Source organism: Reyranella soli (assembly GCF_007992495.1).
GTDB lineage: Bacteria > Pseudomonadota > Alphaproteobacteria > Reyranellales > Reyranellaceae > Reyranella > Reyranella soli.
In genome coordinates this window covers 256,588-281,022 of the sequence record NZ_BKAJ01000004.1, presented here as the reverse complement: position 1 = coordinate 281,022, position 24,435 = coordinate 256,588, and the positions used below count along the sequence as shown (strand labels likewise).

The following is a 24,435-nucleotide window of genomic DNA, read 5'->3' as shown; positions in this document are numbered from 1 at the left end:
CCCCGGGGTGACGTCGTTGCCCGTTGTGCGCTTCGCGAAGCTCCTGATCGGTTTGTTGATGGCCGGCTGCGCCGCCAGCGGCACGATCGGCGGCGCCTACTACGACCCGGCCTACGACTATTCCGAATTCTTCGCCGTCACCGACGGGCGCGACTTCCAGGTCGTCATGGCCGGCGCCCCCTTCCCCAACCTGCCGGCCGTCCAGGTGCAGCGCGCGCTGCTGCCCGTCATGCAGGCGGCCAAGCCGCGGCCCAACCTCACCTTCACCTACGCCGACCCGCCCGAGCTGCCGCGACCCTATTACCGCATGGTGCTGGTGTTCGACGCCGCCAACGACCTGACGGCGGCCAGCGTTTGCGCCGGTACAATCCGTCATAAACCACCGGTTGTAGGCCGCTCGTTCAACGTGTTCGCCATCTATTGCCGCAACGACCTCGCCCTGTCCCAGACCACCGCCTGGACGAACGCTGCAGGTCCGAATGATCCTCAAGTGCAGGCGCTTTTCGCCCAACTGTTCCTCGTCCTGTTCGACGACTCGCCGCGGCGACGCTTCCCGTTGTTCGGTCCCTTCAGCCGGTTCGGCCGCTGGTAGCGATGGACGGACAGGCTTTCCGGGCGCAAGCTATGCGCGAGAGGCCATCGTGTTCCATCTCCTCCACGACGTGCATCACAATGTCCTTCTGACGCGGTTCTCCGGCAGCTACGTGGTGACGGACATCTCGTTGCGCGACAAGGCGGTCGCCCGCTTCGTGGCGCGCTACGGGCTGGCACGCGGCATCCTGGACTACTCGGCGGTCGAGGCAGTCGACATCCCCATCGAGGTCGTCGTCGAGCGCTCGTCCCAGCCGCCGCTGTTGCCCGGCCAGGCGCGGGTGATCGTGGCACCGCGCGAGCCGTTGTGGGCAATGAACCGCATCTTCGCCGCCCATCGGCTCTTCAGGCAGGGCGAGGAGCCGATCCTGGTACGCAGCATCGAGGAGGCCTACCAGGCGCTGTCGATGGTCGACCCCGTGTTCGAGCCGGTCGCGATCGATCCGGTGAGCCGGCTCGAGGAGGTTGCGCACGACGTGCTGGCCGGCATCGAGTCGTGCCGCGGCACCACCGACGCCGAGGAGCGCGAGCGCCTACGCCGCAAGATGATGCGCATGCTGGACACCGTGCTGGAGCGCGGGCCGGGCGCGCGCAAGGTCAGCGCAATCACGCTGAGCGACGTGCTGAATGCTATGCTGAGCCGCGCCACGGTGAGCGACTCCGATCTCAAGACGACCTGCGCCACCTGCAACAGCCACCTGCCCCTGTCGCGCTACACCATCTCGGCCGGCCGCGAGACGACTTATGCCTGCCCGGGTTGCGGCCGAGTCATGGTCGTGCTGGCAGCAATGGATGACGGCGTAGAGCCGTCGCTGCCGGGCTACGAGATGGGTCGCTTCATCGTCCGCACGGCCGGCGATATCGAATGTCCGGGCGCCATGCTGCCAAAATGCGAGCCATGACACCCCGTTCCCGCCTATAGTCGGGGCGAGCAGGGGGAAGTTCCATGAGCCAGAAGACCAAGGACAAGACCAAAGGCAAGGACGTCGCCAAGCCGGTGGCCAAACCCGCGATCCGGGTACACCACCTGCCGGCCATCAAGGCCGGCAAATATGCCGACGGCCTGCCCTACGACGAGATCCGCTATCTCGAGTGCAAGCTGATCCTCAAGCCCAACCATTTCACCTCGCGGCAGAGCCTGTTCGACTTCGCCAAGGTGCTACGCCGGCCGGCCAGGGCGACCGGCGTGCTCTTCGATCCCGTGACCTTCACCGAGCGGCCGCTCGCCATCCGCGAGGTGCTGTTTGTCGATACCCATGACTTCCGGCTGTACAACAACGCCTTCATCCTGCGCCGCCGCATCCCCTACCAGGACGGCTTCCCGGTCGGCATCCCGGAGATCGTCTTCAAGTTCCGCCACACCGACCCGCAGAAGACGGCCGAGCTGGACATGCGGCCGCACATCACCGGCGACTACCGCATCAAGTTCAAGGCCGAGGCCCTGCCGCTGAAGGACGGGCTGGGCGGCATGCGAATGCTCTATTCGCACAACGTCGAGTTCCACATGGAAAGCGCGATCATGAGCGATCGCATGTCGATGGATCGCATCGCCGACGCGCTGCCGGCGCTGAAGTCGATCCCCTGGGAGAAAGACGAGCGCGCCGAGCTGGTCGGCGGCACAATTGTCGAGGAAGTGCTGCAGGACATCGGCATGCTCGACTTCGGCAACCGCATGTCGGCGATGTGCAACGTCGCGCTGTGGCGCAATCGCGGCGATCATGCGCCGCTGATCGGCGAGTTCGCCTTCCAGCTGAAGTTCCGCCGCCGCGAGGAGCTGACCGACGAAGCGCTCGGGCGCTGTGAAGCGTTCTTCCTGGCCCTGCAGGCGGAGGCGCGCGACTGGATCCAGCTCGGCGCCACCAAGACCGGCGTGGTCTATCGGCTCAAGGGCAACCCGCCGCACGCCCACGAATGAGCGCATCCTCCGTGGCCGGGATGCGTTGCCCGGGAGCAGTTCCACGGAGGAACCATGGCCAGATACTCAAGCAGCGCCGGCAAGGACGTGAAGAGCGCCATGCGCCGGCGCAAGAAGGGCACGCTGAAGAGCGGCAAAGGTGGCAAGGGCGGCACGGTCAAGAGCCGCAAGCAGGCGATCGCCATCGGGCTCAGCGAGGCCCGCAAGAAGGGCAAGAAGGTGCCCAAGCGCAAGAGCGCGCGGAAGAAGAAGTCATGAAGCCGCGCCCAATCAGTCACGAGCAGGCGCGGGAAAAGGAGCGTCTCGAGCCCGGCAATGAGCCGCAGCGCGTACCGCAGCCACAACCGCCGCGCACGCGCCGTCGTCATAAGGCGGCGCTGCCCGGAAGCCAGAACGCCGACCTCGAAGGGTCGAAGCCCAAGCGAGGTCCGGGCGGGATGAGCACCTGACGCTTACGGATAGGTGATGGTGGCCGGAAAGGTCACCGCGCCACCGTTATAGGCGTAGGCCGCCGAATTGAAGGATGGCGGACCCATGCCGATCGTGGCATTGCGCGAGAAGCCGTAGGGATCCTGCGGCATGCCCATGAATCCGGTGTTCATCTTCGTCTGTCCGGGCGCCGCCTTGAAGTAGGCCACGGCATAGGTCCCGGGAGCGGGAACGTTCGTGAACGTGCATGTCGCCTGGCCGTTGGCGATCGGCGCCTCGACGCCCATCAGTCTCTTGTCGTCCTTGGGGAACGTATCGGCCGAATTGAACAAGCCGCAGCGGATGCTGCCAGTGTTGTCCTTGATGCCGCTCACCACGACATTGATGGTGTTGCCCTGCTGTGCTTGCGCAGAGGTCGCCGCAAACCCTGCAGCGATGACGATCGCTGCCGTCAAAATCCTCGAACGCATGGTGCCCCCTCTCAGTTGGCCGCCTCGGCGGCCACGGTCTTACCCCCGACTCCGAACTTGTACGCGATGCCGGCACGGATCGTATGGTTCGACGGCTGGTAGGTCACGCCCGGCACCACTTCCTTCTGCTCATACTGACTGAAGCGATACTCCAGGCGCGTCGTCCAGCCGCCGGTTACCGCCGTCTCGATACCCGGCCCGACCGTGAAGCCGCTGAAGCTCGTGTCGCGCTGGGCGAACACCGTCGCGCCGCCGAGCGACGCACCCGCCGATGCCCGCACATTGAGCTGACTGTAGCCACCCGCCGCGTAGAGTAGCGTCGATGGCACGGCCAGCCAGCCCACGCGGCCCATCACGCTCCACTGGCGGTTCTGTTCCGCCGTAGCGTAGGCGCTGCCGCCGGGCGCGTTGAGATTGATGCCGCCGGTGATTCCCTGGAACGTGTAGTCGGCCATCACACCGACCAGCGCCTGCGGGGAGAACTGCCAGTCGCCGCCGCCGAAGAAGCCGCCGAGCAGGCCCTGGCTGCCGCTGTTGAAGCTGGTCGAAGCGGAACCGGCGGAAGAGTTGGTCTGAGCGAAGCCCATGCCACCGCCGACCGCGCCGCCGAGATAGACGCCCGTCCAGTTGAAGGGCTGAGAGCTGCCGGTGAACGACTGGTCGGACGACACCACTCCCAGACCACCGAAACGGTAGCTGAGGCCGGCGCGGATCGCGTGCGTCGACGGCTCCATCGAAATGCCAGTGCTGCCGATGGTCTGGCGGCCGAACTGGCTATAGCGGTACTCCAGCTTGGCCGACAGCTTGTTGGTCAGCATGGTCTCGAAGCCTGGACCGAAGGTCCAACCGTTCATCGTATTGTTGGTCGAGAAGCTCGCCGTGCCGCCCGGTACGGTCGCGGTGCCGTTGGTGTTGATGATCTGACCGGCGTAGCCGCCGGTGAAGTAGAGCAGCGTGGAGGGATCGGCGAGGAAGCCGGCGCGCAAAAGCACCGCCCAGCCGAAGCCGGTGTTCTGATTGACCTGGGCGAAGGCGCCGGGAACGCTCGCGGAGACCGAGCCGTTGAAACCGGCGTAGCTCGCCTCGGCCATCAGGCCGACGAGGCCGCGCTGGGTAATCTGATAGTCGACGCCGCCGTAGATCGAGCCCAGGACGCCGCTTTGACCGCCGCCGTGGGCGTTGGTGTTCAGACCAGGACCACCGGTGTCGAGCCGATTGAACGTGCCGCCGGCGCCGAACGCAGCACCGACATAAAAGCCAGTCCACACTGGACCGAAATCCTTGGCGGGAATGGCGACCGGAAGCGTCTGCGCACCAAGCGGACACGACACAGTGGCGACCACGGCCGCTGCACTCAAGAGTAGGCTGACTCTCTTCATGGTTCGCGGCAAACTAGCACACCGTAGTTGAAGTTAAAAGAGAAGTGGGGGTCGCAACTTATGAGATTGGCTCACGAAATGGTCCCAGCCGCCGCCTTGCTTGCCGCATTGCTTGCCGCCAACCCCACTGCCGCGCAGGAAGGACCCTCGACGCAGTATCGCGGCCTGAAGACGCTCGACATCCCCTTCGCCAACGGGCCGATCGCGATGGATCGCGTCCCGCATGTCTGGCTGAAGCTACGCGGCAGCCGGCCGATACGCTTCGGCATGGATACCGGCTCGACCGGCATCGTCGTCGCCGCCGAGCATTTCACGCCGGGGCCGAACGACATCAGCGAAGGCCCCGGTCGGCTGATCTACAACTCGAGCGGCCGCATCCTGAATGGCGATCGCTACACCACCGAGGTCGAGATCCAGCGTGACGAATACACGCCCGTCGCCACGGCGCGTGTGCAGGTGCTGCGCGTCTCGTCCATCACCTGCCTGGAACGGGCGCGCGACTGCCGGCCAGAGAACAACCCGCGCGGCGTCGCCTTCATGGGCGTGGGCTTCGACCGCACCGGCGCGCAGGGCACTGAGCCAGGCGTGCCGCGCAATCCCTTCGTCAGCCTGGTCTCGCTGGCCTCGGGCGCGCCGCTGTCATCGGTGCGGCCGGGCTACCTCGTGACGCGCGACGGCATCCATCTCGGCATGTCGGCCGAACGCACGCGCGGCTTCGCCTTCATCAAGCTCGCCGCCAATCCGGCGTCGCGGCCCGGCGTGCCCGAATGGAGCGCCGCACCCATGGCGGTCTCGGTCAACGGCGTCACAGGCAACGGCACGGTCCTGGTCGATACCGGCATCAACTACATGTTCCTGTCGCCGCCCGAAGGCACCGGGCTGGAGCGCGGCCGGCGCGCGCCGGAGGGCAGCCGCATCACCCTCTTCATGCCCGACCAGCGCAATCCGCAGCCGGCCTATTTCGGCTTCACCGTCGGCGCGCGCGGCAACCCCATGCATCCGGAACGGGTCGAGGTCGTGCACGACCGCGGTGTGTTCGTGAACACCGGCCGCATGTTCCTCGAAGGCTTCGACTACCTCTACGACGCCGCCGGCGGCTATGTCGGTTTCGGCTGGAACGGCCGGCTGAGCAGCGGCTATGGCGGTGCCACACCGGGCCTGTCGTACGCGCCCTGACAGATTTGCATATCACAAAGTGACCTCTGCGCCGCGCGTTCCATGGGTAGCGCGGCGGGACTAGAGTCGGCGGCGTACCGGCGAGAAACGCCGGCCAGTCCTTGGAGGGACGCCCCATGACCACACGCCGAAACTTCCTCAAGGGCGGCACGGCCGCCGCGACCGGAATCGTCTTCTGCAGCTGCGGCCTGCTCGAGAGCGCGCATGCGCAGGGCACGTCGCGCACCCTGCCCGTCGCCGTCAACGGACGGAAGGTCAAGACCATCGACGTGCACGCACATTGTCACTTCCGCGAAGCCGGCGCATTGCTGGGCGCCGACGCCGCCGCGGTGCAGCTGCCGCCGGTCAACGGCGCGGCCGAGGCCTTCATCGAAGTCGACAAGCGCCTGAAGGCGATGGACGCCCAGGCCGTCGACATGGAGGTGCTGTCGATCAATCCCTTCTGGTACGGCCGCGACCGCGAGCTCGCCGGCCAGATCGTGAAGCTGCAGAACGAGAAGCTGGCAGAGCTCTGCGCCTCCCAGCCTGATCGCTTCGCCGCCTTTGCCTCGCTCACGCTGCAGGCGCCCGACCTCGCCGTGCAGGAGCTCGAGACCGCGGTGAAGAAGCAAGGACTGAAGGGCGCGGCAATCGGCGGTGTCGTGGCGGGCACCGAATTCTCCGATCCCAAGTTCCATCCGGTGTGGGCCAAGGCCGAGGAGCTGGGCGTGCCGTTGTTCATCCATCCGCAGGGCGTGCCGGAGATCAGCAAGCGACTGGCCGGCAACGGCTGGCTCGGCAACACCATCGGCAATCCGCTGGAGACCACGATCGCCCTGTCGCACCTGATCTTCGAGGGCACGCTCGACAAGTTCCCCGGCCTCAAGGTCATCGCCGCCCACGGCGGCGGTTACCTGCCCTCCTACGCCGATCGCTCCGACCATGCCTGCATGGTGGGTCCGGCCGGCTGCAAGACCGATGTCGCCCTGAAGAAGAAGCCGACGGAGTACCTGAAGCAGCTCTACTTCGATTCGCTGATCTTCTCGCCCGAAGCCATCCGCCATCTCGCGGCCCAGGTCGGCGCCAGCCAGATCGTGCTGGGCAGCGACTATCCCTATCCCTGGCAGCTGAAGCCGGTCGACCACATTTTCGCCTGCGATTCGCTCAGCGACGACCAGAAGGTCGCGGTGCTGGGCGGCACGGCAGCGAAGCTTCTAAACATCAACGGCTGAGGTACTTGCCCACCGTCTCCCTGAGGCGAGCGGCGCCGCGTTCGAGGCCTTGCCGCTCGTCGTCCGACATCTCGGGCTCCAGAACCTCGATCACGCCCTGACGGCCGACGATGCTCGGCAGCGACACCGTCGTGCCGAAGCGCGGATTGTAGGAGCCGACCGGGAAGACTGCGCGCTCGTCGCCCAGGATCACCTCGGCGATGCGGGCGCAGACCATGCCGATGCCGTACTGGCTGGCGCCGATGCCTTCGATGATGGTGATGTTGGCGAAGCGCACGTCCTGCTCGACGTCCTTGCGGAAGGTGGCGAACTCGATCTTGCGGCGGCCCAGCAGCTCGCGCACCGGCATGCCGCCGATACGGGCGGACGACCACAGGAACACGCTCGACGTGCCGTGCTCACCCACAACATTGGCCTCGACACTGTCCGGCCCAACGCCCAGCCGCTCGGCGATGTGGAGGCGAAAGCGCAGGCTGTCGAGATAGGTGCCGGCATCGACGATGCGATCGTGGCCGGCAAGGTGGCGCGCCACGTCGGCCAGCGGCTCCGGCGGATCGGTAGCGACGACGATCACCGCCTGGGGTGCTGCCTTCACGAGCCTCGGCACGATGTCCCGGAACACAGCCACGTTGGCGTCGAGCAGGCGCAGGCGGCCGGCCGGATCGCTGCGGTCGGTGGCGCCACCCGCTTTTTCGTTGATGCCGGCGGTGATGACGGCGAGGCCGGCATCGGCCAGGTCGACATAGTCGCCGTCGCGGATGGTGACGAGCGGCGACAGCGCTTCGCCGTAGTGCATGTCGGTTGCCACCGCCTTGGCGCGGGCACGGTTGCGGTCGACCAGCACGACCTCGCGCACGCGCGCCCGGGACGCCGCTGCCATGGCGATCGCCGACCCGACGGAGCCGACGCCGATGATGCCCATTTTCATGGCCTTGCCCTCCATCGCCAGCATGTCTGCGGGCCTGCCGATGTGCAACAAAGCCGGCCCGGCCTGGGGTATATTAGGTGTCCGACGGGCGCTCCCGGAGACTTCTCATGCATCTGTCGCGTCGTACGCTGCTCGCTGCAACCGCGGGCCTCGCCGCCGGCCTGCCTTCGACGCAAGGTCTTGCCCAGGCGAGCGGCCGCAAGACTCTGCGGCTGATCAACCGGGTGATCGAGGTCAACGGCAAGCCTGCGACGCGCTACGGCGCCTTCCAGCCTTCCGGCGTGTGGGGCATCACCCTGAATGAAGGGGAGACCTTCGACGTGCGCCTGGAGAACGGGCTCGACGTGCTGTCGGGTCTGCACTGGCATGGGCTCAACCCGCCGTGGCGGCAGGACGGCGTGCCTTACATCTCCGGCCCGCCGATCGCGCCCGGCAAGTTCGCCGACTACAGCTTCCCGGCCCAGCCTGCGGGCACGCGCTGGATGCATTCGCACTTCGGGCTGCAGGAGCAGAACCTGCTGGCCGCACCACTGATCGTGCGCGAGCAGAGCGCCATCCGCAGCGGCCTGCAGGAAGTCGTGATGCTGCTCGAGGATTTCTCCTGGACCAAGCCCAGCCTGATCTTCGAGGAACTGCGCAAGCCCAAGCCGATGGCGGCCATGGGTATGACGGGGGGCAACATGACGGGGAGCATGTCGAACATGTCGCGCGGGGGCATGAACATGCCGGGGATGAACATGCCGTCCGGTGGCGGCATGGATCTGAACGACGTGACCTACGACGCTTTCCTGGCCAACGACCGCACGCTGGCCGATCCGCAGGTGTTCGACGTCGAGAAAGGCGCGGAGGTGCGGCTGCGCATCATCAACGCGGCGGCCTCGACCAACTTCATGATCGAGCTCGGCAACATCGAAGGCACGGTGTTGACCGTCGACGGCAATCCGGTTGTGCCGATGAAGGTCCGCCAGTTCCCGCTCGCCATCGCCCAACGCGTCGACATCGTGGTGCGCCTGCCGGCCGATGGCTCGGCGCTGCCGGTGCTGGCGCGCGGCGAAGGGCTCACCAAGCAGACGGGGGTGATCCTGCGCCCGCGCGGTGCGGCGGTCGCGAAGATTCCGGAGATGGCGGAGACAGCCGCGTCGGCGCTCGGCCTGATGGACGAGATGAAGCTGCGCGCGGCCCAGCCGCTACCCTCGCGCCCGATCGATCGCTCCGTGCCGGTCGATCTCACCGGAAACATGTCGGGCTATGTCTGGGGCATGGCCGTGCACGGCATGGAAGGCGTGCCGGTCACCGTGGAAAAGGGCGAACGGGTCGAGCTGGTGATGCGCAACACCACCATGATGGCGCATCCCATGCACATGCACGGCCCGTCCTTCCAGGTCACGGAGATCAATGGCCAAGCCTTCGCCGGTGCGGTGCGCGACGTCGTCCTGGTGCCGCCACGCACGACAGTGAGGGTCGTGTTCGATGCCGACAATCCCGGCATATGGGCCTTCCACTGCCACAACCTCTATCACATGGCCGCCGGCATGTTCGCGACCGTGGTCTATCGCGGGTTCAATTGATGGGAGCGCGGGCCTCCGGCCCGCTCGTGATCATGTTCTTCCGGACCGCGCGCATCTTGCGCGCTCATGACTCATGAGCGAGCCGGAGGCTCGCGGTCCGGAAGAGCATGAGCGGGCCAGAGGCCCGCGCTCCCGTATTACTTCCACAGCTCCATCAGCGGTCCCGACTTGCCGTGCACGGGATCCATCTCGGGCAGCGGAACCTTCGCCACGTTGTCGAGCGCCTTGGCGTGCTCGATCTCGCCCGGCCGTTTCTGGTCGAGCGAGCCGTTCAGCGGATAGGCGCCGACCACCAGAAGATCGCCGCTGGCTTCGATCCGTCGGTGACCCGTGCCCGCGGGCAGGACGACAACATCGCCCGCCTCGACGCCAAGCCTGCGACCCTTGGCCCCGCCGAATTCGACGGTCGCCCGGCCGCGCGCGATGCCCAGCACCTCGTGCGTCCCGGTATGGAAGTGCAGGAAGGGATAGATGCCGTTGCGCCAGCCATCGCCCCAGCCGTGCGCGGCGAAAGCGCGCTCGAACGGCACGGCGGGATCCTTCTCGCGCTCCAGCGCGAAGGTCGCGCGATAGACGATCAGCGGCAGGCGCGGATTGTTGGGCGTCTCGCCGTCATCCTCGAAGCGAAAGGTGTGCACTTCGGTCATCGGCCTTCTCCCGGCTGACAAGGTCGGCAACCGGCTGGCCCAGCCGGCGTTGGGTTCCCAGTGTCCTCCCAAGGAAGACCGATGGTCCACCGTCGATTCATCCTGGCTGGCGGCTTGGCGGTCCTGTCGGCCGGCTTGGCCCGCGCCCAGACGCCGGCGCCGCGTCAAGAAGCGCTGGCGCCGGCCGGCAAGCGGCCCAGCTTCCGCCTCGAGCAGGTTGCGCGCTTCGACCACCAGGCGACGGGCGTCGCGGTGTCGGCGGACGGTCGTGTTTTCGTCAACTTCCCGCGCTGGACCGAGGACAGTCCGATCTCGGTCGCCGAGGTGGCGCCTGACGGAACGCTGAAACCCTATCCCGACGAGACCTGGAATTCCTGGCGCAATGCCGGCGGCCCCGCCCCCTCGCCGCGTGACCACTTCGTGTGCGTACAGTCAGTGGTGGCGGACAACCGGGGCAATCTCTGGGTTCTCGATCCGGCCTCACCCGGCATCGACAAGGTCGTTCCCGGCGGACCGAAGCTGGTACGCATCGAGCTCGCGACCAACAAGGTCGCCCAGGTCATCCATTTCGGCGAAGACGTGGCCTTGCAGGGCAGCTACTTGAACGATGTCCGCTTCCACCCCGATGGCGCGACGGCCTTCATCACCGATTCCGGCGCACGCGGCGCCCTCGTCGTCGTCGATCTGCAGTCGGGCAGCGCGCACGCCCGCCTCGACGGCCATCCCAGCACGCAGCCCGAAAAGGGCGTCGAGGTCGCCGTCAAGGGCGAGAAGATCAAGCGACCGGACGGCCGCCCGTTCCAAGCGGCGGCCGACGGTATTGCGCTGTCGATGGACGGCCTCACGCTCTACTGGCAGGCGCTCACCGGCCGCACGCTCTATCGTATCGATACGGCCGCGTTGACCTCGGACAATCCGGAAGATGCCGCGCGCAAGATCGAGAAGGTCGGCGTCACCCATGTTGCCGACGGCCTGCTGATGAGTCGCGACGGCCTCCTTTACCTCACCGCACCCGAAGACAACGAAGTGCGGACGTGGACCGGCGAGCGGTCGGAGACCGTCATTGCCGACGACAGGCTGAGCTGGCCTGACAGCTTGGCGGAAGGGCCGGACGGATCGATCTATGTCACTGCCTCTCACTTGCACGAGATGCCGTGGTTCAGGCAGGGCGCCCCCAACGTTCTGCCCACGCATTTGTTCCGTCTCGTCCGTAGCTAGAAAACCACCAACCTCGGGGAACATTCGACCGGCAACAACGGTTGTAGGACTCATGCGCTACCAAATTCAGCTCGCCACTTCCGTGGACGTCGCCTTTCTTGCCGCCGTGATCGACGAGGATCGCGAGCAGTGGAACAGCGATAACGGTGCCGTGCCGATCGATCGGTTGTTGCAGACATGCGCCTGCAGTGCCCAAGTATGGGCGGCGCGCGACAGCCACGGCACGCCGACCGCCCTGTGGGGCGTCACGCCGGTCTCGGACGATCCCGAGGTCGGCCATCTCTGGATGCTGGCGTGCGAGACCTTCGACAACAATCCGGCCGAGCTCGAATCGCTGTCGCGACTGGTGTTCGGCGAGATGCTGAGCCAGTTCCCGCGGCTTGAGAACTACGTGGATTCGCGCAAGGTCCGGGCTATCGAGCTGTTGCGCTCGATCGGGTTTGCCGTCGAGCCGGCCATTCCGCGGCCGGCGGACGATGCGGATTTCCACCGCGTCTGGATCGATTCGGATCGTCTCATGATACGCGGTGCGGCCTGCAACTTACCGAACTGACTTCCTCTTTTCATTTGCGAGCGTATCGCATGTCCCGGTAACGTGCGCCTTCGGCATAGGAGGTTGCATGGCCCAGGATCGTCGTTCCGTCCGCGCGCTGGCGGCATTGTTGCCCGCGGGCGCTTTCGGCTTTTCGGTCAGTCTCGCCTCCGCCGATGCGGCCGCGACGGCATCGCCCGACAGCGGTGCCCAGCCGAAGAAGCCCGGCGAGATTGCCGAGCGCCTGCAATCGATCCGGCTGTCGGTCTCCGATGCACTGCAGCAATACGCCAAGGACGGCGAGCCGTTCGTGGCGGTCGACCCCGAGAAGCAGCTCGCCTGGTGGGGCAACGGTTGGCACAACGGCGGCTGGGGCTGGCACAACGGCGGCTGGCACAATGGCGGTTGGGGCAACGGCTGGCACAACGGCGGCTGGGGCAATGGCTGGCACAATGGCGGCTGGGGCAACGGCTGGCATAACTGGTAGCCACTGATGACGGGTGAGCCTCTCAGCGCTCAGCCGCCGACCTGTGGGGCCCCGCGCCCCGAGATCGGCATGGTGGTGCTGCAGCCGACGGCCTTCTGCAACATCAATTGCAGCTACTGTTACCTGCCCGACCGCAGCAACAAGCATGTCATGGCGCAGTCGACGGTGACGCGCCTGTTCAGCGAGGTCTTCGCTTCGGGCTGGTGTGCGCACGAGATCATCGTGCTGTGGCACGCCGGCGAGCCGATGGCAGCCCCCATCTCCTTCTATCGCGAGGCTTTCGCCACCATCGAGCGGCTGCGGCCCTCGTCGGTCAGCGTCAAGCACTCGTTTCAGACCAACGGCACCCTGGTGAACGACGACTGGTGCCGCCTGTTCCAGGAATCGAATGTCGGTATCGGCGTCAGCATCGACGGCCCGCGCGAGATCCACGACCGCAATCGCAAGACGCGCAGCGGCAAGGGCACCTTCGACAAGACGCTGGCCGGCATGCGCTGCCTGCAGAAGAACGGCGTGCCGTTCCATGTCCTGTCGGTGCTGTCGAACGACAGCCTGGCCGACCCCGACGGCATGCTGGCGTTCTATATCGGCGAGAACATCGACAAGGTCTGCTTCAACGTCGAGGAATCGGAAGGCACCTACGTCTCCGAGCTGTTCGACACGCCGCGCGCCGAGCTGCGGACAAGGTTTGCCGCCTTCCTGCGGCGCTTCTGGCATCAGGCGCGGGCCAGCGGCAAGGTGACGTTCGTGCGCGAGATCGACCAGGCGGTGCCGCGCATGTTCCGCCCCGAAGGCATGCCGGCGCGCAACATCCAGTGCGATCCGCTGGCCATGCTGAACGTCGACAGCCGCGGCAACGTCTCGAGCTTCTCGCCCGAGCTTCTCGGCATGAAGAACAAGGACTACGGCGACTTCCTGCTGGGCAACATCACCATCAACTCGCTGGCCGAGATCTACGCGAACTGCCTCGAGTCGGCTCTGTGGCGCGACATCCGCGCCGGTACGCGGGCCTGCCAGGGGGCTTGCGAATACTATTCGATCTGCGGCGGCGGTTCGCCGGTCAACAAGCTGTTCGAGAACGGATCGTTCACCGGCACCACGACGTCGTTCTGCACGCTCACCCAAATGGTGCCGACCGACCTTATCCTCGAGGCCTACGACCGCCTCGAGAAAACCTGGATCGACAACGATCCGGCCACCATCGTCCCAGCCAGTTCTCCAACAACGGCCGAGGCGGCCGCGCTGTCACCGAGGATGCCATGACCCAATCAAAATTCGTCGCGCTCGCTTCACTGATCGCCGCCGGCCTGCTCGGCTCGGCGGCGCAGGCCCAACAGCAACCGCCGGCAGCCGGCGGACCGCCTCAGGGCCAGCAGCAAGGCCAGCAACCGGGCTATGCCGGCGGTCCCGGCCCTGGCCAGCCGCCGGGCACGGTGGGTGGGCCGCCGGCGCCTGTCGTCTTCGTCACCAGCGTCGAGGTGCTGCGCTCCGACCGCAACGGCGGCCTCGACGTCGTGCGGGTGCGTGGGCTCGTGACGGGGTCGGACTGGAGCCAGCCGCACCTGATCCCGATCACCCAGGGCCAGCCGCGCGACGGCATGCTCGACCTGATCTTCCAGGCGAGCGCCCCCGCAGGCGCGGCCGGGCTTGGACCGTTCATGCCGGTCGAGGCGATCCTGCCGGTCGAGACAGGCCATCCCTACAAGGGCGTGCGCGTGCGCGGCGGCAACAATGCCATCTCGCTCAAGGCCATCCCGGGCTACGCCGAAGCGGCGGCGCCGAAGGAGGACTGCGCCAAGTGCATCGGCAAGTTCTTCGTCGCCAAGGGCGCCAACCCGCCGGCCGGCGCGGCCGCCGACAACGTCGTGCGTGAGGCCGACCTGCCCTACACGCTACGCATCATCAAGCCGACCGACGGCATTCCGAGCTATGCCCTCGATCCCAACCGCCTGACCTTGCTGCTGTCGGAAGACGGCCGCATCGTCGACGGCGCGTGGGACTGATCAGCGCGACGGATCAAGACGCGACGGATCAAGACAGGGGCGGCAGCGCGTGACGCAGCGCGCTGTTTGACAGCTGCAGCAGCCCGTCGAAGGGCTGGCCGAGCTCCAGGATGAGGTAGATCGCGGTCGCGGCTGTGAAGCCGCAGACCAGCAACACGACCACCAGGGTCGGGTTGGCCTTGGACGACATGCTGAAGCTCGCGAAGATGAAGCAGAGCCACAGCACCAGCACGGTTATGAAGGGCTTCGACAGGGTGTCCTGCGGCTGCGACAGCAAGGTGAGCCTTGTCTGCTCGATGTCGTTGCTGACAGCCAGCGCGCGCGACTTTATGGCGCCCTGCACCGGCGTCTTGGGGTCGAGCTGGCGCAGCTTGTAGAGCACCGTGTCTTCCTGCATTACCGGGCGCAGCAATTCGCCGGTCACAGGCGCGTCGTCGCGCCAGATCGCCGCGACCATCGAGGCGGCGTCGGTGCGCAAGGCGCGGCGCAGCGCGATGCTTTCCGGGCCGCCATATTCCTTCAGGAGCTGATCGAGCTCGACGACGCCGGCGGTCAGGCGGGCGACGTGGCTGTTGGTCGCCTCGTAGCTGCTGCGTGTCGAGGCAAAGAGCAGCGCCACCACCACGGCTGCCATGGTGCCGATCAGGGCGGTCGCCAGCCGGATCACGTCCTTGGAATCGCCGCTGAGATGGGAGTCCGGCAGCTTGTAGCGCAGGAAGAGGCCGCCGGCGATGCTGACCAGGATCAGCGCAAACGACGACAAGGCGATGATGACGGCCAACTTCTGCCCCCTCGAAATCGACAAAGCACTATAGACTAGCCGCCGCGTCATGGCCGCCGAACAACAATCCTATGACAGTGTGTCCGCAGATTACTTCGCCAGGCGCGGCCTGCGCCGCTACGCCGGCGTCGCCTCGCTGTGGGCGCTGGGCGTCGGCGCCGTCATCTCGGGCCACTATTCGGGATGGAATCTCGGACTGCTGGCCGGCGGCTGGGGCGGCCTCGCGCTCGCCACCCTCGTCATCGCCGCCATGTATCTCGGCCTTGTCTTCTGCATCGCTGAAATGGGCGCGGCGCTGCCGCATACCGGCGGTGCCTACTCGTTCGCCCGCGCCTCGATGGGACCGTGGGGCGGCTTCATCACCGGCCTTTGCGAAAACGTCGAGTACGTGCTGACGCCCGCCGTCGTCGTGTCCTTTCTCGCAACCTATCTCGCCGCCGTGTTCGACACGCCGGCTGCCTGGCTGCCGGCCTACTGGGTCGGCGGTTATGTCGTGTTCGTCGCGTTGAATGTCTTCGGCGTGGAACTTTCCTTTCGCGTCACGGTAATCGTCACCCTGGCCGCCCTGGCCTGCCTCGCGGTGTTCTGGATCTCGGCGCTGCCGGTCGCCGAATTCAGCCGCTATGCGCTCAACATCGGCGTCGGGCCAGACGGCGCGGCCGTCGAGCTGCCGCAGGGCAACGGCCCCTTGCTGCCGTTCGGGCTCGAGGGCGTGTTCAGGGCCTTGCCCTTCGCCGTCTGGCTGTTCCTCGCCATCGAGCAGCTGCCGCTGGCCGCCGAGGAATCGACCGATCCCAGCCGCGACATGCCGCGCGGCATCATCGCGGGGCTACTGACGCTGTTCGTCTCGGCCGGGCTCATCCTTTGGCTCAACCCGTCGGTGGCGCCGGGCGCCTTCAAGCTCGCGGTCTCGGGCGAGCCGTTGCTCGACGGCTTCCGCGCCACCTTCGGCGAGGGCTTGGCCAAGCTTCTGGCACTGGTGGCCTGCGTCGGGCTGATCGCCTCCTTCCACACCATCCTGTTCGCCAAGGGGCGGCAGATCTATTCGCTGTCGCGCGCCGGCTACTTCCCGCGCTTCCTGTCGATCACCCATGCTCGGCACAAGACGCCCTACGTCGCGCTGATCGCAGGCTCGGCATTGGCGCTCGTCATCATGTTCGTGCTGTGGTTCGGCATGGGCGCCGAGAAGGGCGCCGCCGCCATCCAGGGCATGCTGCTCAACATGGCCGTGGCGGGCGCCATGCTATCCTATCTCCTGCAGGCTATAAGCTTCATCGTGCTGCGCCGCCGCCTGCCCGGCCTCAAGCGTCCTTATCGCTCGCCGCTCGGCGTCGCCGGCGCCGTGGTCACGCTGGTGATCGCGATCGTCACGCTGGTGTTCCAGCTCCTCGATCCGATCTTCGCCGCCGGCGTCTTCTGGGTCGGCGTGTGGTTCGTGCTGGGCGTCATCTGGTTCGCCCTGGTCGGCCAGAACCGCCTGGTCAAGGCGCCGGAAGAGGCTTTCGCAATCGAGGCTTCCCGCCGGTGAGCTGCATGATGGTCCTGGCGTTGAACAGGTTTTTAGACGGCTCGCTGCCCGCCAGCACGTTCATCAGCTGCTGGATCAGCTCGGGCCGCCGCCCTATCTCGGCATAAAGCGGCGCCAACGGCGCCGGATCCTTGAGCGACGCTGACTGCACCGTGTAATCGAACACCGGGCCGGTCGTCTCCCACAGCGCCTGCTGGTAGCCGGCGAGTGCTGCGTCCATGCCGCCGTCCAAGCCGGTATCGATCGCTTCGGCCAGAAGATCGGCGCCGAGAAAGGCGTCACCGATTCCCATGCCTGTCAGCGGATCGCGGTGATAGGCGGCATCGCCGACCAGCGCCCAGCCCTCGCCCCAGCAGCGATGATAGCGATTGGGCAGGCGATGCGTGCCTTTGAACGGCGTCGCCCGCCGGCCCGCGCGCACGCGATCGAGCAGCGACGCATCGAGGCCCGCAAGATAGACCGCCTCGGTGTCGGCCTTGTAAGCGGGCCATTCGCCGTTGCTCCGGCCGACCCAGATGCAGGTGAGACCGTCGTGCGTGGGAAAGACCAGCACGTCGCGGCCGTGGCGCAGATAGAATTCCACGCCGTCGGTCGGCACGCCTTCCCAGTAGGCATAGAAGCCGCAGGTCAACGACGGATGCGAGCGTTCGAGGCCGGCCATCACCGCATCGGCAACGCCGGAGGTCAGGCCGTCGGCGCCGACGACCAGCGCCGCGCGCTCCTCGCGCATCCCGTCAGGCCCCGCCAACCGCACGCCGACGACGCGATCGCCCTCGCGCGCGACCTCGCGCATCAGGGTACGCTCGCGTATCTCCGCGCCGGCACGGCGGGCAGCGTCGACCAGCAGCGCATCGAGCACGGTACGGCGCGGACAGTACATGACCGCCGTGCCGTCGACGGGCTCGGGCCGGCCCTGTAATCGAGCGTCGCCGAAGTAGATGTGCACCTTCTCGATCGCCGGGCAGCCGGTCGCCGCCAGCGCCTCGAGCAGGTCCCACTTGGCGAGGAACGCCGTGGTCCGGGGCCACATGAAATGGGTCGACACAGTGTCGCTGGGAAACTGGGCGCGATCGACGGCGAGCACGCGCCGGCCCTTGCGCGCCAGCAGCATCGCCAGCGGCGCGCCGGCGCAGCGCGCGCCAATGACGATGACGTCGTAGCTGGGCATCGATGGATCATGCCTGCTGGGGGCGCGCCACTCCAGTGGCGCGTCCCAGGGAAGATTAGAGGCCGGTTGAAGCGACCTTGCTTTCCCGCGTGCGCTCCTCGAGGGAGCGCGCGACCTGCTTCTTGAAGCGATCCATGTCGAGGCCGCGCAATTGCATGGCCTTGAGCTCAGGGTGATTGATCGGATTGACGGGCTTGCCGTTGTCCAAAACTTCGAAGTGCAGATGCGCGCCGGTCGAGCGGCCCGTGCTGCCGACGAAGCCGATCAATTCGCCGCGCACCACGGATTCGCCAGGTTCGATGCCCGGCGCGAAGGCCATGAGATGGCCGTAGACAGTCGCGAGCTTGCCGCCATGCTCGATACGGATCCAGTTGCCGTAGCGACCGTTGGGTGCCGCTCCCACGACGACGCCGTCGGCTGCGGCATAGACCGGCGTGCCGGCCGGCGCCACGAGGTCGACGCCTTCATGCATGAACAGGGCGCCGCGTGGGGTAACCTTGGGCGTCGCCGATCCGAAGCCTCCGTAGGGAGCAAGACCGAACGACGCGCCGAGTGGCGTCGCCATGTTGAACGACCCGCCATTGCCGCTCGTGCCGCCGGTCGGCAGGCCCGGCGGCAGCGGCTTGCTGCGCATGGGGCCGCCCATCGGCGCAGACTTGCCGGTCGCGGCGAGCGGCGGCGGCTGGTCGAAGGGATCGGCGCGCAATCCGAAGCCCGATGAGACGGAGATGGTGTCGAGCGGCATACGCATTGACGGCGGTGTCGCCGACAGGCCGTTGGTGAACCACAGACGCTCGACCTTGTCATGTGTGCGGAAGCGATGGACGGCGACGGGGCCGCGTGAAGCGAGCGTGAGTTCGGCCCACAGGACGCGGCCGACGCCGATCGCCGCGCCTTCCGCCGTGAACGCCTGCTCGTAGCGCACATGAAGCCGATCACCGGCCTTGACGTCGCGCTGCAAGTTCACGGTCGCCGTGAACGCGCGCAGCGCCTCCAGCATGGTGGCAGCCGGCACCCCCAGATCGAGCAGAGCCTGATCAAGCGATGTCTTGACGACGGCGCTGGTCGCGATCTCCCGCGTGAAGACCTGATAGGCGAAGAGGCGCGCCTCCTCGTCCGTCGAGCCGAGAAGCTGCTCCTCGGCAACGCGCGCCTCATCGGCCGGCGCACCATCGGCGGCCAGACTGAGGGACACGGAACCGAGGAAGAACGAAGCGGCGAACGCCGCGACGTGCGAGGCCTTCTTCATAGCTTCTCTGTCTGAAGCGAAATCACTCAGGATGCCAGTGGAGTTTCGTGACCACGTCGTCTCTGCGCGACTCTGGCACACTCAGGGGGTCGGCTTGAAGGCCTTTACGCGCCGTTCTGCCTCGCTGATTTGCGCAGGGCTCATGCGCTTGGCGAGGGTGGCAAGGTCCTTGTGGGCCTGGTCCAGCCGGTCCTGGTTCTTGGCGGTGTAACCCTTGATGCCGAGCGTCAGCCACTTGTAGGCCTCCACGTCGTCCCGTGGCGGAATGCCTTCGCCGAAGCCCAGCATGAAGCCGATATCGTTCTGCGCCCGGGCATAGCCCTGGTTCGCCGCCAGCGTATAAAGTCTGGCTGCCTCCTTGTGATCGCGCGGCACGCCCTCGCCGCTCCAGTACATGGCGCCGAGCAGCGTGCGCGCTTCGGCATTGCCCTTGCCGGCCCACACCTTCCAGATCCGCGCGGCCGTCGCCATGTCCTTCTGCTCGTAGGCGCCGGCCGCCTTCTTCATGTCGGCTTCGAGGGTTTGGGCAGCGACAGGAGCCGACGCGAGGAGAAGCGCCGCCAGGGCCGAGACGATCAATTTCATCCGGTCAGATATTGCCCGGCCGCGCCGCCAGTGCAACCGGCGCCGCTGTCCGGCGTTCTGCTGCAAAATCCATGGAGGAAAACGACATGGCCGACATCGTACAGGATCCGCGGCTTACCGACCGGGATCTGAGCGCCCACCAGCAGACCTTCCACGGCTTCAGCAAGCTCATCCTGTTCGCCATCCTTCACATCGGCCTGGTGCTGGGCTGCCTGGCGCTGGCCTTCCTCGGCAACGCGCCGGTCATCGCCACGCTGTTAGGCGTCGGCGGCACGCTGGCCCTCCTCGCCGTATTCGCCATCACCTGACGTTCAGTCGAGCGTGACGCGATAGCGGCTGATCGCGAGCGTCGACACGACCAGCAGGATCGCCACCAACGCCGCCAGCTCGGTCGAGATACTGGGGAAGCCCGCGCCCTTCAGCATCAGGCCACGCACGATGCGCATGAAATGCGTCGCCGGCAGTATCTCGCCGATCCATTGCGCCCACACCGGCATGCCGCGGAACGGGAACATGAAGCCCGACAGCAGGATCGAGGGCAGCAGCAGGAACACCGATGCCTGCATGGCCTGCAGCTGGTTCTGGGTCACCGTCGAGATGGTGAAGCCGATCGCGAGGTTGGCAGTGATGAACAGCGCCGTCCCCAGGCAGAACAGCATGAAACTGCCCTGCACGCCGACGCCGAACAGCAGCCACGACACCAGCAGGATCACCGTCACCTGGACCGCGCCGATGGCGATATACGGCGCAATCTTGCCGACCATGACCTCGAGCGGCCGTACCGGCATGGCCAAGAGGTTCTCCATCGTGCCGCGTTCGCGCTCGCGGGTGACGGCGAGCGCCGTCATCATCACCATGGTCTGGGTCAGGATCACGGCCAGCAGGCCCGGCACCACGTTCAGGTTCGACTTGCCTTCGGGGTTGTAGCGGCGCTGGAGCACGACATCGACGGAATCGGCGGCATTGCGCAGGGGACTGAGCGGGCCGACCAGGTCGCGCGCCAGCGCCTGCTCGATGGCGGGCTTGGCGGCGGCCAGTGGATTGGCCGCCGCCATCGGATCGGTGGCATCGGCATCGATCAGCACCTGGGCGCGCTCGCCGCGCACCAGCCGGCGCGTGAAGTCGGACGGGATGGTGACGACGAACTGCACCTGGCCGCTCTGCAGCAGCTCATTGGCCTCGGCCTCGCTCCTGGGCTGGTGGGTGAAGCGCATGTAGCCGGTGTTGGCCAGCGCCGACAGGATGGTGCGTGTGATCTGGCTCTGGTCGGCCGCAACCACGGCAGTCGGCAGGCGATGCGGATCGGTGTCGATGGCGTAGCCGAACAGCAGCAACTGCATGATCGGCAGGCCGAACATCATGGCAAAGGTCAGCCGGTCGCGCCCGAGCTGACGCACTTCCTTGGTGATGATGGCGCCGAGGCGGCGAAGGAAGCCTCGGGAGCGCGGCGCTCTGGCCCGCTCATGATGCGGGCCGGAGGCCCGCGCTCCCATGACGTCAGGCATCGATGGCATTGTCGCGTGCCTTTCCCATGAGATGGATGAAGATGTCTTCGAGCGTGGGTTCGGCTTCTTCCCATTTGATCGCAGAATCGGCGCGATAGGGCTCGATGGCCTTGAGCAACGCCTCGCGCTCGGGACCGCAGACGTGCAGCGTCGTGCCGAAGGCCGCTGCGGCGGTGACGCCCGGCGCATCGCGCAGCCTCACCGCCAGCCGGTCGGCGCCCGGGCCGGAGGCGACGAAGGCGATCAGGCCCGATGCCTTGATGATCTCCTGGGCGGTGCCACGCGCCATCAGCTCGCCGTAGGCGATATACGCGATCTCGTGACAGCGTTCGGCCTCATCCATGTAGTGCGTCGACACCAGCACGGTGATGCCCTGCGCGGCATAGGCGTGGATCTCGTCCCAGAAGGCGCGCCGCGCCTTGGGATCGACCCCGGCCGTCGGCTCGTCGAGCAGCAGCAGGCGCGGCTCGTGCAGCACGCAGGCGGCCAGGGCCAGGCGCTGCTTCCAGCCGCCCGACAAGGAACCGGCCAGCTGGTGCTGCCGCGTCGTCAGCTCCAGCCGCTCCAGCGAGCCATCGATCCTCTGCTTCAGCCGGTCGAGCCCATAGACGCGGCCGACGAACTCGAGGTTCTCGCGGATGGTGAGATCCTCGTAGAGACCGAATCGCTGGGTCATGTAGCCGGTCTGGCGCTTGATGGCTTCGCGCTCGCGCACCAGGTCGTAGCCCAGACACGTGCCGCCGCCACCGTCGGGCGTCAGCAGGCCGCAGATCATGCGCAAGGTCGTGGTCTTGCCCGAGCCGTTGGGTCCCAGGAAGCCGCAGATGCGGCCCTGCTCGACCGCCAGGTTGACATGGTCGACGACGGTGCGCGCGCCGTAGCGCTTCACCAGGTCGTGCACATCGATCGCGAGAGTCATGCGCCGCCCTCCGCGAAGGGCGCGACGCTGACCGGCAGGCCGGGCGCCAACGCTATGTTGTCCGGCACCTTGTCGGGCCGCGCCTCGATCAGGAACACCAGCTTGGTCCGGGCGCTCTGCGAGTAGATCACCGGTGGCGTGTATTCCGCGCGAGGCGAGACGTAGATGATGCTGGCCTTCATGTCCGGCGGACAGCCGTCGCAGGTGAAGCTCACCTTGCGACCGATGCGCGCCTTGGCGATATCCTCCTCGGGCACGAAGAAGCGCAGCTTCACGCGCGAGGCCGGCAACAGAGACACGACGGGCGTGCCCGCCGGCACCCATTCGCCGACATTGAAGAAGGTGTTCTCGACCAGCGCATCCTCGGGCGCCACCGGCATCAGGTCGGCCAGCTTCTTCCTCGCCTGCGCGAGATTGGCTTCGTTCTGGACGATCAGCGCAGCCGCAGCCGCGATCTCGGCCTGACGCGCGGACAGGTCGCCGACGCGCTCCTGCGCTGCCAGCGAGGCGAGCCGCGCACGCAACTGATTGACCTGCGATTCGGCCTGGTCGTAGGCTTGGCGCGTCGTGAAGCCCTTCGGCAGCAGCTCCGTCTGGCGCTTCAGCTCTAGCTCGGCCATCGCCAGGCTGGCCTCGGCCTCGCGGCGCTGGGCGCGGACCACGTCCTGCTCCTCCGGGCGCTTGCCGGTCAGCATGTTCTCATGCCGCGCCTTGGTCTCGGCCAGAGCCGCCTCGGCACGCGCCACTTCCGAGCGCGCCACCGTCGGATCGATGACGAACAGCCGGTCGCCCTTCTTGACGTGACCGCCGCGATCGACCGGCCGCTCGAGCAGCTGGCCCGCGACCGGCGGCGCGATCAGGCTGGTCTCGCCCTCGACATAGCCGAGATAGCGGCCGTCATCCTCCTGGATGCCCAGCAGGCCGAACAACGGCGGCTGCCAGTAGCCGCGCGTCACCAGGCCGACGGCAAGCAGCACGACGAGGACGATGAAGATCGCGCGTTTGGGCGGGGCTTTCATGATGCACCGGCTTTCTCCTGGCCCGGCTCGGGCCTCAACGCGTGCAACATGAGATCGGCGTGGTGGCGGGCGAGCGCCTTGATATCGAGCTTCTCGGCGCCGATCGGCTCGAACACCGTGCGCCAGACGCCGGCCAGCAGCATGGCGCCCATGATCGAGCGCACCGTCAGGCCGGGATCGACGCGGCGGAACTCGCCCTGGTCGATGCCGCGCACGATCAGGCCTTCGAGCAACGGGATGCCGCGGCCGATCACCTCCTTCAGATAGAAGCGGCCGATCTCGGGAAAGGCGCGCGATTCGGCGATCACCAGCTTGGCGACCGAGGCCATCGGCGTCTCCTCGATGCGGCTCGCCATGAATTCGAGGATGCGCGGCAGCAACGGCGCGACCGGACCGTGATGCGCGCTCACCATCGCCGCCACCGTGCCGAGATTGACCGCCACTGCCTGGCGCACCACGCCCTGGAACAGAGCGGTCTTGTCCTCGAAGTACAGATAGATCGCCGCCTTCGACAGGCCGGCGCGTTCAGCGACGTCGTCCAGCCGCGTCGCCGCGAAGCCCTTCTCGACGAAGAGGGCCAGCGCAGCATCGATGATCTCGCCCGGACGCTCGGTCGGGGCGCGGCGTTGCTTGGCGGCCTTCATACAACTAACTTACTGGTCAGTTAGTTGTGAATCAAGAGTTCGAAGCCTTATTTTTCGGGGCTTTTCCCGAAGGCGCGGAGACACAATCCATGGTGTCTCCGCTGCCGCCGGACGGCCGGTCAGCCCGGCATCTTGTCGATGAAGCCTACGATCGAGGCGAGTTTGCCGTCGGTCGCCAGGGTGGCGAAGTCGACACCCTCGACCACAGACGGCCCCGCCACCGGCCCGAGCGACCAGGCGAAGCGCACGGCGTTGTTGTGGCTGTCGACCTTGGAGATGCGCTTCAGCACGAAGCCCGGGAACTTGGCCTGCACGCCGGCGAGCATGGCGTCGAGACCGGCATGGCCGTCGCTCACCATCACCGGATCGCGATAGCTGGCATTGGCGGCGCACGATGCCGCCAAGGCGGACTTGCGCCGGCCGGGATCGGTCTCGTTCCAGCTCGCGATGTAGCTTTCGACGACGGATTCGATGTTGGACATG

At 66.8% G+C, this 24,435-nt stretch carries 28 protein-coding genes; 15 read left to right on the top strand and 13 right to left on the bottom strand.

Features of this window, described 5'->3' with window-relative positions:
- Positions 1-7: 7 nt before the first annotated feature.
- Genes RSO01_RS02045 through RSO01_RS02025 form a run of 5 tightly spaced genes read left to right on the top strand, consistent with a single transcriptional unit; the run spans position 8 to position 2,955 of the window.
- A complete protein-coding gene (locus RSO01_RS02045; protein WP_170302790.1) occupies positions 8-592 on the top strand; it encodes a hypothetical protein in 585 nt (194 codons plus the stop codon).
- 49 nt (positions 593-641) lie between these two features.
- Positions 642-1,493, top strand: coding sequence for a hypothetical protein (locus tag RSO01_RS02040; protein WP_147145632.1), 852 nt, complete (start codon positions 642-644; stop codon positions 1,491-1,493).
- A 44-nt stretch (positions 1,494-1,537) separates the two neighbouring features.
- The gene (locus RSO01_RS02035) at positions 1,538-2,506 is read left to right on the top strand and encodes a hypothetical protein (protein WP_246157946.1); all 969 of its coding nucleotides are present in this window, start codon (positions 1,538-1,540) and stop codon (positions 2,504-2,506) included.
- Between the two features lie 54 nt (positions 2,507-2,560).
- Entirely contained in the window at positions 2,561-2,764 is a 204-nt protein-coding gene (locus RSO01_RS02030; protein WP_147145630.1) for a DUF6496 domain-containing protein, read from the top strand.
- Entirely contained in the window at positions 2,761-2,955 is a 195-nt protein-coding gene (locus RSO01_RS02025) for a hypothetical protein (protein WP_147145628.1), read from the top strand. The genes RSO01_RS02030 and RSO01_RS02025 overlap by 4 nt, the downstream gene beginning before the upstream one ends.
- A 3-nt stretch (positions 2,956-2,958) precedes the next feature.
- Here the strand turns inward: RSO01_RS02025 and RSO01_RS02020 are convergent, their stop codons facing one another.
- Positions 2,959-3,405: a DUF2141 domain-containing protein gene (locus RSO01_RS02020; RefSeq protein WP_147145626.1), complete on the bottom strand. Its 447-nt coding sequence runs from the start codon at positions 3,403-3,405 to the stop codon at positions 2,959-2,961.
- An 11-nt stretch (positions 3,406-3,416) separates the two neighbouring features.
- Complete coding sequence (locus tag RSO01_RS02015; RefSeq protein WP_147145624.1) at positions 3,417-4,784, bottom strand: outer membrane protein; 1,368 nt, start codon at positions 4,782-4,784, stop codon at positions 3,417-3,419.
- A gap of 78 nt (positions 4,785-4,862) precedes the next feature.
- On the opposite strand from RSO01_RS02015, the gene RSO01_RS02010 reads away from it, so the two are divergent.
- Together RSO01_RS02010 and RSO01_RS02005 are read left to right on the top strand one after the other, a co-directional pair.
- Positions 4,863-5,960, top strand: coding sequence for a hypothetical protein (locus tag RSO01_RS02010; RefSeq protein WP_147145622.1), 1,098 nt, complete (start codon positions 4,863-4,865; stop codon positions 5,958-5,960).
- Positions 5,961-6,076: 116 nt separating this feature from the next.
- Positions 6,077-7,171, top strand: a complete 1,095-nt coding sequence (locus RSO01_RS02005) for an amidohydrolase family protein (RefSeq protein WP_147145620.1) — start codon at positions 6,077-6,079, stop codon at positions 7,169-7,171.
- Here RSO01_RS02005 and RSO01_RS02000 read toward each other — a convergent pair.
- Positions 7,161-8,099, bottom strand: a complete 939-nt coding sequence (locus tag RSO01_RS02000) for a lactate/malate family dehydrogenase (RefSeq protein ID WP_147145618.1) — start codon at positions 8,097-8,099, stop codon at positions 7,161-7,163. The two genes, RSO01_RS02005 and RSO01_RS02000, sit on opposite strands and share 11 nt — an antisense overlap.
- Positions 8,100-8,206: 107 nt before the next feature.
- Here RSO01_RS02000 and RSO01_RS01995 point away from each other — a divergent pair, with 107 nt between their 5' ends.
- The gene (locus RSO01_RS01995) at positions 8,207-9,667 is read left to right on the top strand and encodes a multicopper oxidase family protein (protein ID WP_147145616.1); all 1,461 of its coding nucleotides are present in this window, start codon (positions 8,207-8,209) and stop codon (positions 9,665-9,667) included.
- 137 nt (positions 9,668-9,804) lie between these two features.
- On the opposite strand, the gene RSO01_RS01990 is transcribed toward RSO01_RS01995, so the two are convergent.
- Positions 9,805-10,314: a hypothetical protein gene (locus tag RSO01_RS01990; RefSeq protein ID WP_147145614.1), complete on the bottom strand. Its 510-nt coding sequence runs from the start codon at positions 10,312-10,314 to the stop codon at positions 9,805-9,807.
- An 81-nt stretch (positions 10,315-10,395) separates the two neighbouring features.
- Between RSO01_RS01990 and RSO01_RS01985 the strand changes: the two genes are divergently transcribed.
- The 5 genes from RSO01_RS01985 (at position 10,396) to RSO01_RS01965 (ending at position 14,554) form a co-directional block, all read left to right on the top strand.
- On the top strand, positions 10,396-11,532 hold the full coding sequence (locus tag RSO01_RS01985; RefSeq protein ID WP_147145613.1) for an L-dopachrome tautomerase-related protein: 1,137 nt from the start codon (positions 10,396-10,398) through the stop codon (positions 11,530-11,532).
- A gap of 52 nt (positions 11,533-11,584) precedes the next feature.
- The gene (locus RSO01_RS01980) at positions 11,585-12,085 is read left to right on the top strand and encodes a hypothetical protein (RefSeq protein WP_147145611.1); all 501 of its coding nucleotides are present in this window, start codon (positions 11,585-11,587) and stop codon (positions 12,083-12,085) included.
- 67 nt (positions 12,086-12,152) lie between these two features.
- A complete protein-coding gene (grrA, locus tag RSO01_RS01975; RefSeq protein WP_147145609.1) occupies positions 12,153-12,551 on the top strand; it encodes a GrrA/OscA1 family cyclophane-containing rSAM-modified RiPP in 399 nt (132 codons plus the stop codon).
- A 6-nt stretch (positions 12,552-12,557) separates the two neighbouring features.
- Complete coding sequence (gene grrM / locus RSO01_RS01970; RefSeq protein ID WP_147145607.1) at positions 12,558-13,814, top strand: cyclophane-forming radical SAM/SPASM peptide maturase GrrM/OscB; 1,257 nt, start codon at positions 12,558-12,560, stop codon at positions 13,812-13,814.
- Positions 13,811-14,554, top strand: a complete 744-nt coding sequence (locus tag RSO01_RS01965; RefSeq protein WP_147145605.1) for a hypothetical protein — start codon at positions 13,811-13,813, stop codon at positions 14,552-14,554. Before grrM ends, RSO01_RS01965 begins: the two co-directional genes overlap by 4 nt.
- A 28-nt stretch (positions 14,555-14,582) precedes the next feature.
- Here the strand turns inward: RSO01_RS01965 and RSO01_RS01960 are convergent, their stop codons facing one another.
- Positions 14,583-15,335 carry a bestrophin-like domain gene (locus RSO01_RS01960; RefSeq protein WP_170302789.1) on the bottom strand — a complete coding sequence of 251 codons (753 nt, stop codon included), beginning with the start codon at positions 15,333-15,335 and terminating at the stop codon, positions 14,583-14,585.
- 49 nt (positions 15,336-15,384) lie between these two features.
- Between RSO01_RS01960 and RSO01_RS01955 the strand changes: the two genes are divergently transcribed.
- Positions 15,385-16,863, top strand: coding sequence for an amino acid permease (locus RSO01_RS01955; protein ID WP_147145601.1), 1,479 nt, complete (start codon positions 15,385-15,387; stop codon positions 16,861-16,863).
- On the opposite strand, the gene RSO01_RS01950 is transcribed toward RSO01_RS01955, so the two are convergent.
- The 3 genes from RSO01_RS01950 to RSO01_RS01940 form a co-directional block, all read right to left on the bottom strand.
- On the bottom strand, positions 16,817-18,031 hold the full coding sequence (locus RSO01_RS01950) for an NAD(P)/FAD-dependent oxidoreductase (RefSeq protein WP_147145599.1): 1,215 nt from the start codon (positions 18,029-18,031) through the stop codon (positions 16,817-16,819). The two genes, RSO01_RS01955 and RSO01_RS01950, sit on opposite strands and share 47 nt — an antisense overlap.
- Positions 18,032-18,086: 55 nt before the next feature.
- Positions 18,087-19,280: a M23 family metallopeptidase gene (locus tag RSO01_RS01945; RefSeq protein ID WP_147145597.1), complete on the bottom strand. Its 1,194-nt coding sequence runs from the start codon at positions 19,278-19,280 to the stop codon at positions 18,087-18,089.
- A gap of 81 nt (positions 19,281-19,361) precedes the next feature.
- On the bottom strand, positions 19,362-19,865 hold the full coding sequence (locus tag RSO01_RS01940) for a tetratricopeptide repeat protein (RefSeq protein WP_147145595.1): 504 nt from the start codon (positions 19,863-19,865) through the stop codon (positions 19,362-19,364).
- An 86-nt stretch (positions 19,866-19,951) separates the two neighbouring features.
- On the opposite strand from RSO01_RS01940, the gene RSO01_RS01935 reads away from it, so the two are divergent.
- Complete coding sequence (locus RSO01_RS01935) at positions 19,952-20,173, top strand: hypothetical protein (protein WP_147145593.1); 222 nt, start codon at positions 19,952-19,954, stop codon at positions 20,171-20,173.
- Positions 20,174-20,176: 3 nt separating this feature from the next.
- Here RSO01_RS01935 and RSO01_RS01930 read toward each other — a convergent pair whose 3' ends face one another.
- The 5 genes from RSO01_RS01930 to RSO01_RS01910 all read right to left on the bottom strand — a co-directional run bounded on the left by RSO01_RS01930 (position 20,177) and on the right by RSO01_RS01910 (position 24,434).
- Positions 20,177-21,370: an ABC transporter permease gene (locus RSO01_RS01930; protein WP_246157943.1), complete on the bottom strand. Its 1,194-nt coding sequence runs from the start codon at positions 21,368-21,370 to the stop codon at positions 20,177-20,179.
- Complete coding sequence (locus RSO01_RS01925; RefSeq protein ID WP_147145591.1) at positions 21,363-22,289, bottom strand: ABC transporter ATP-binding protein; 927 nt, start codon at positions 22,287-22,289, stop codon at positions 21,363-21,365. Before RSO01_RS01925 ends, RSO01_RS01930 begins: the two co-directional genes overlap by 8 nt.
- Positions 22,286-23,308 carry an HlyD family secretion protein gene (locus RSO01_RS49400; RefSeq protein ID WP_147145589.1) on the bottom strand — a complete coding sequence of 341 codons (1,023 nt, stop codon included), beginning with the start codon at positions 23,306-23,308 and terminating at the stop codon, positions 22,286-22,288. Before RSO01_RS49400 ends, RSO01_RS01925 begins: the two co-directional genes overlap by 4 nt.
- A complete protein-coding gene (locus RSO01_RS01915; protein WP_147145588.1) occupies positions 23,305-23,952 on the bottom strand; it encodes a TetR/AcrR family transcriptional regulator in 648 nt (215 codons plus the stop codon). The genes RSO01_RS49400 and RSO01_RS01915 overlap by 4 nt, the downstream gene beginning before the upstream one ends.
- Positions 23,953-24,071: 119 nt before the next feature.
- Positions 24,072-24,434, bottom strand: a complete 363-nt coding sequence (locus tag RSO01_RS01910) for a nuclear transport factor 2 family protein (RefSeq protein WP_147145586.1) — start codon at positions 24,432-24,434, stop codon at positions 24,072-24,074.
- Position 24,435: the final 1 nt, after the last annotated feature.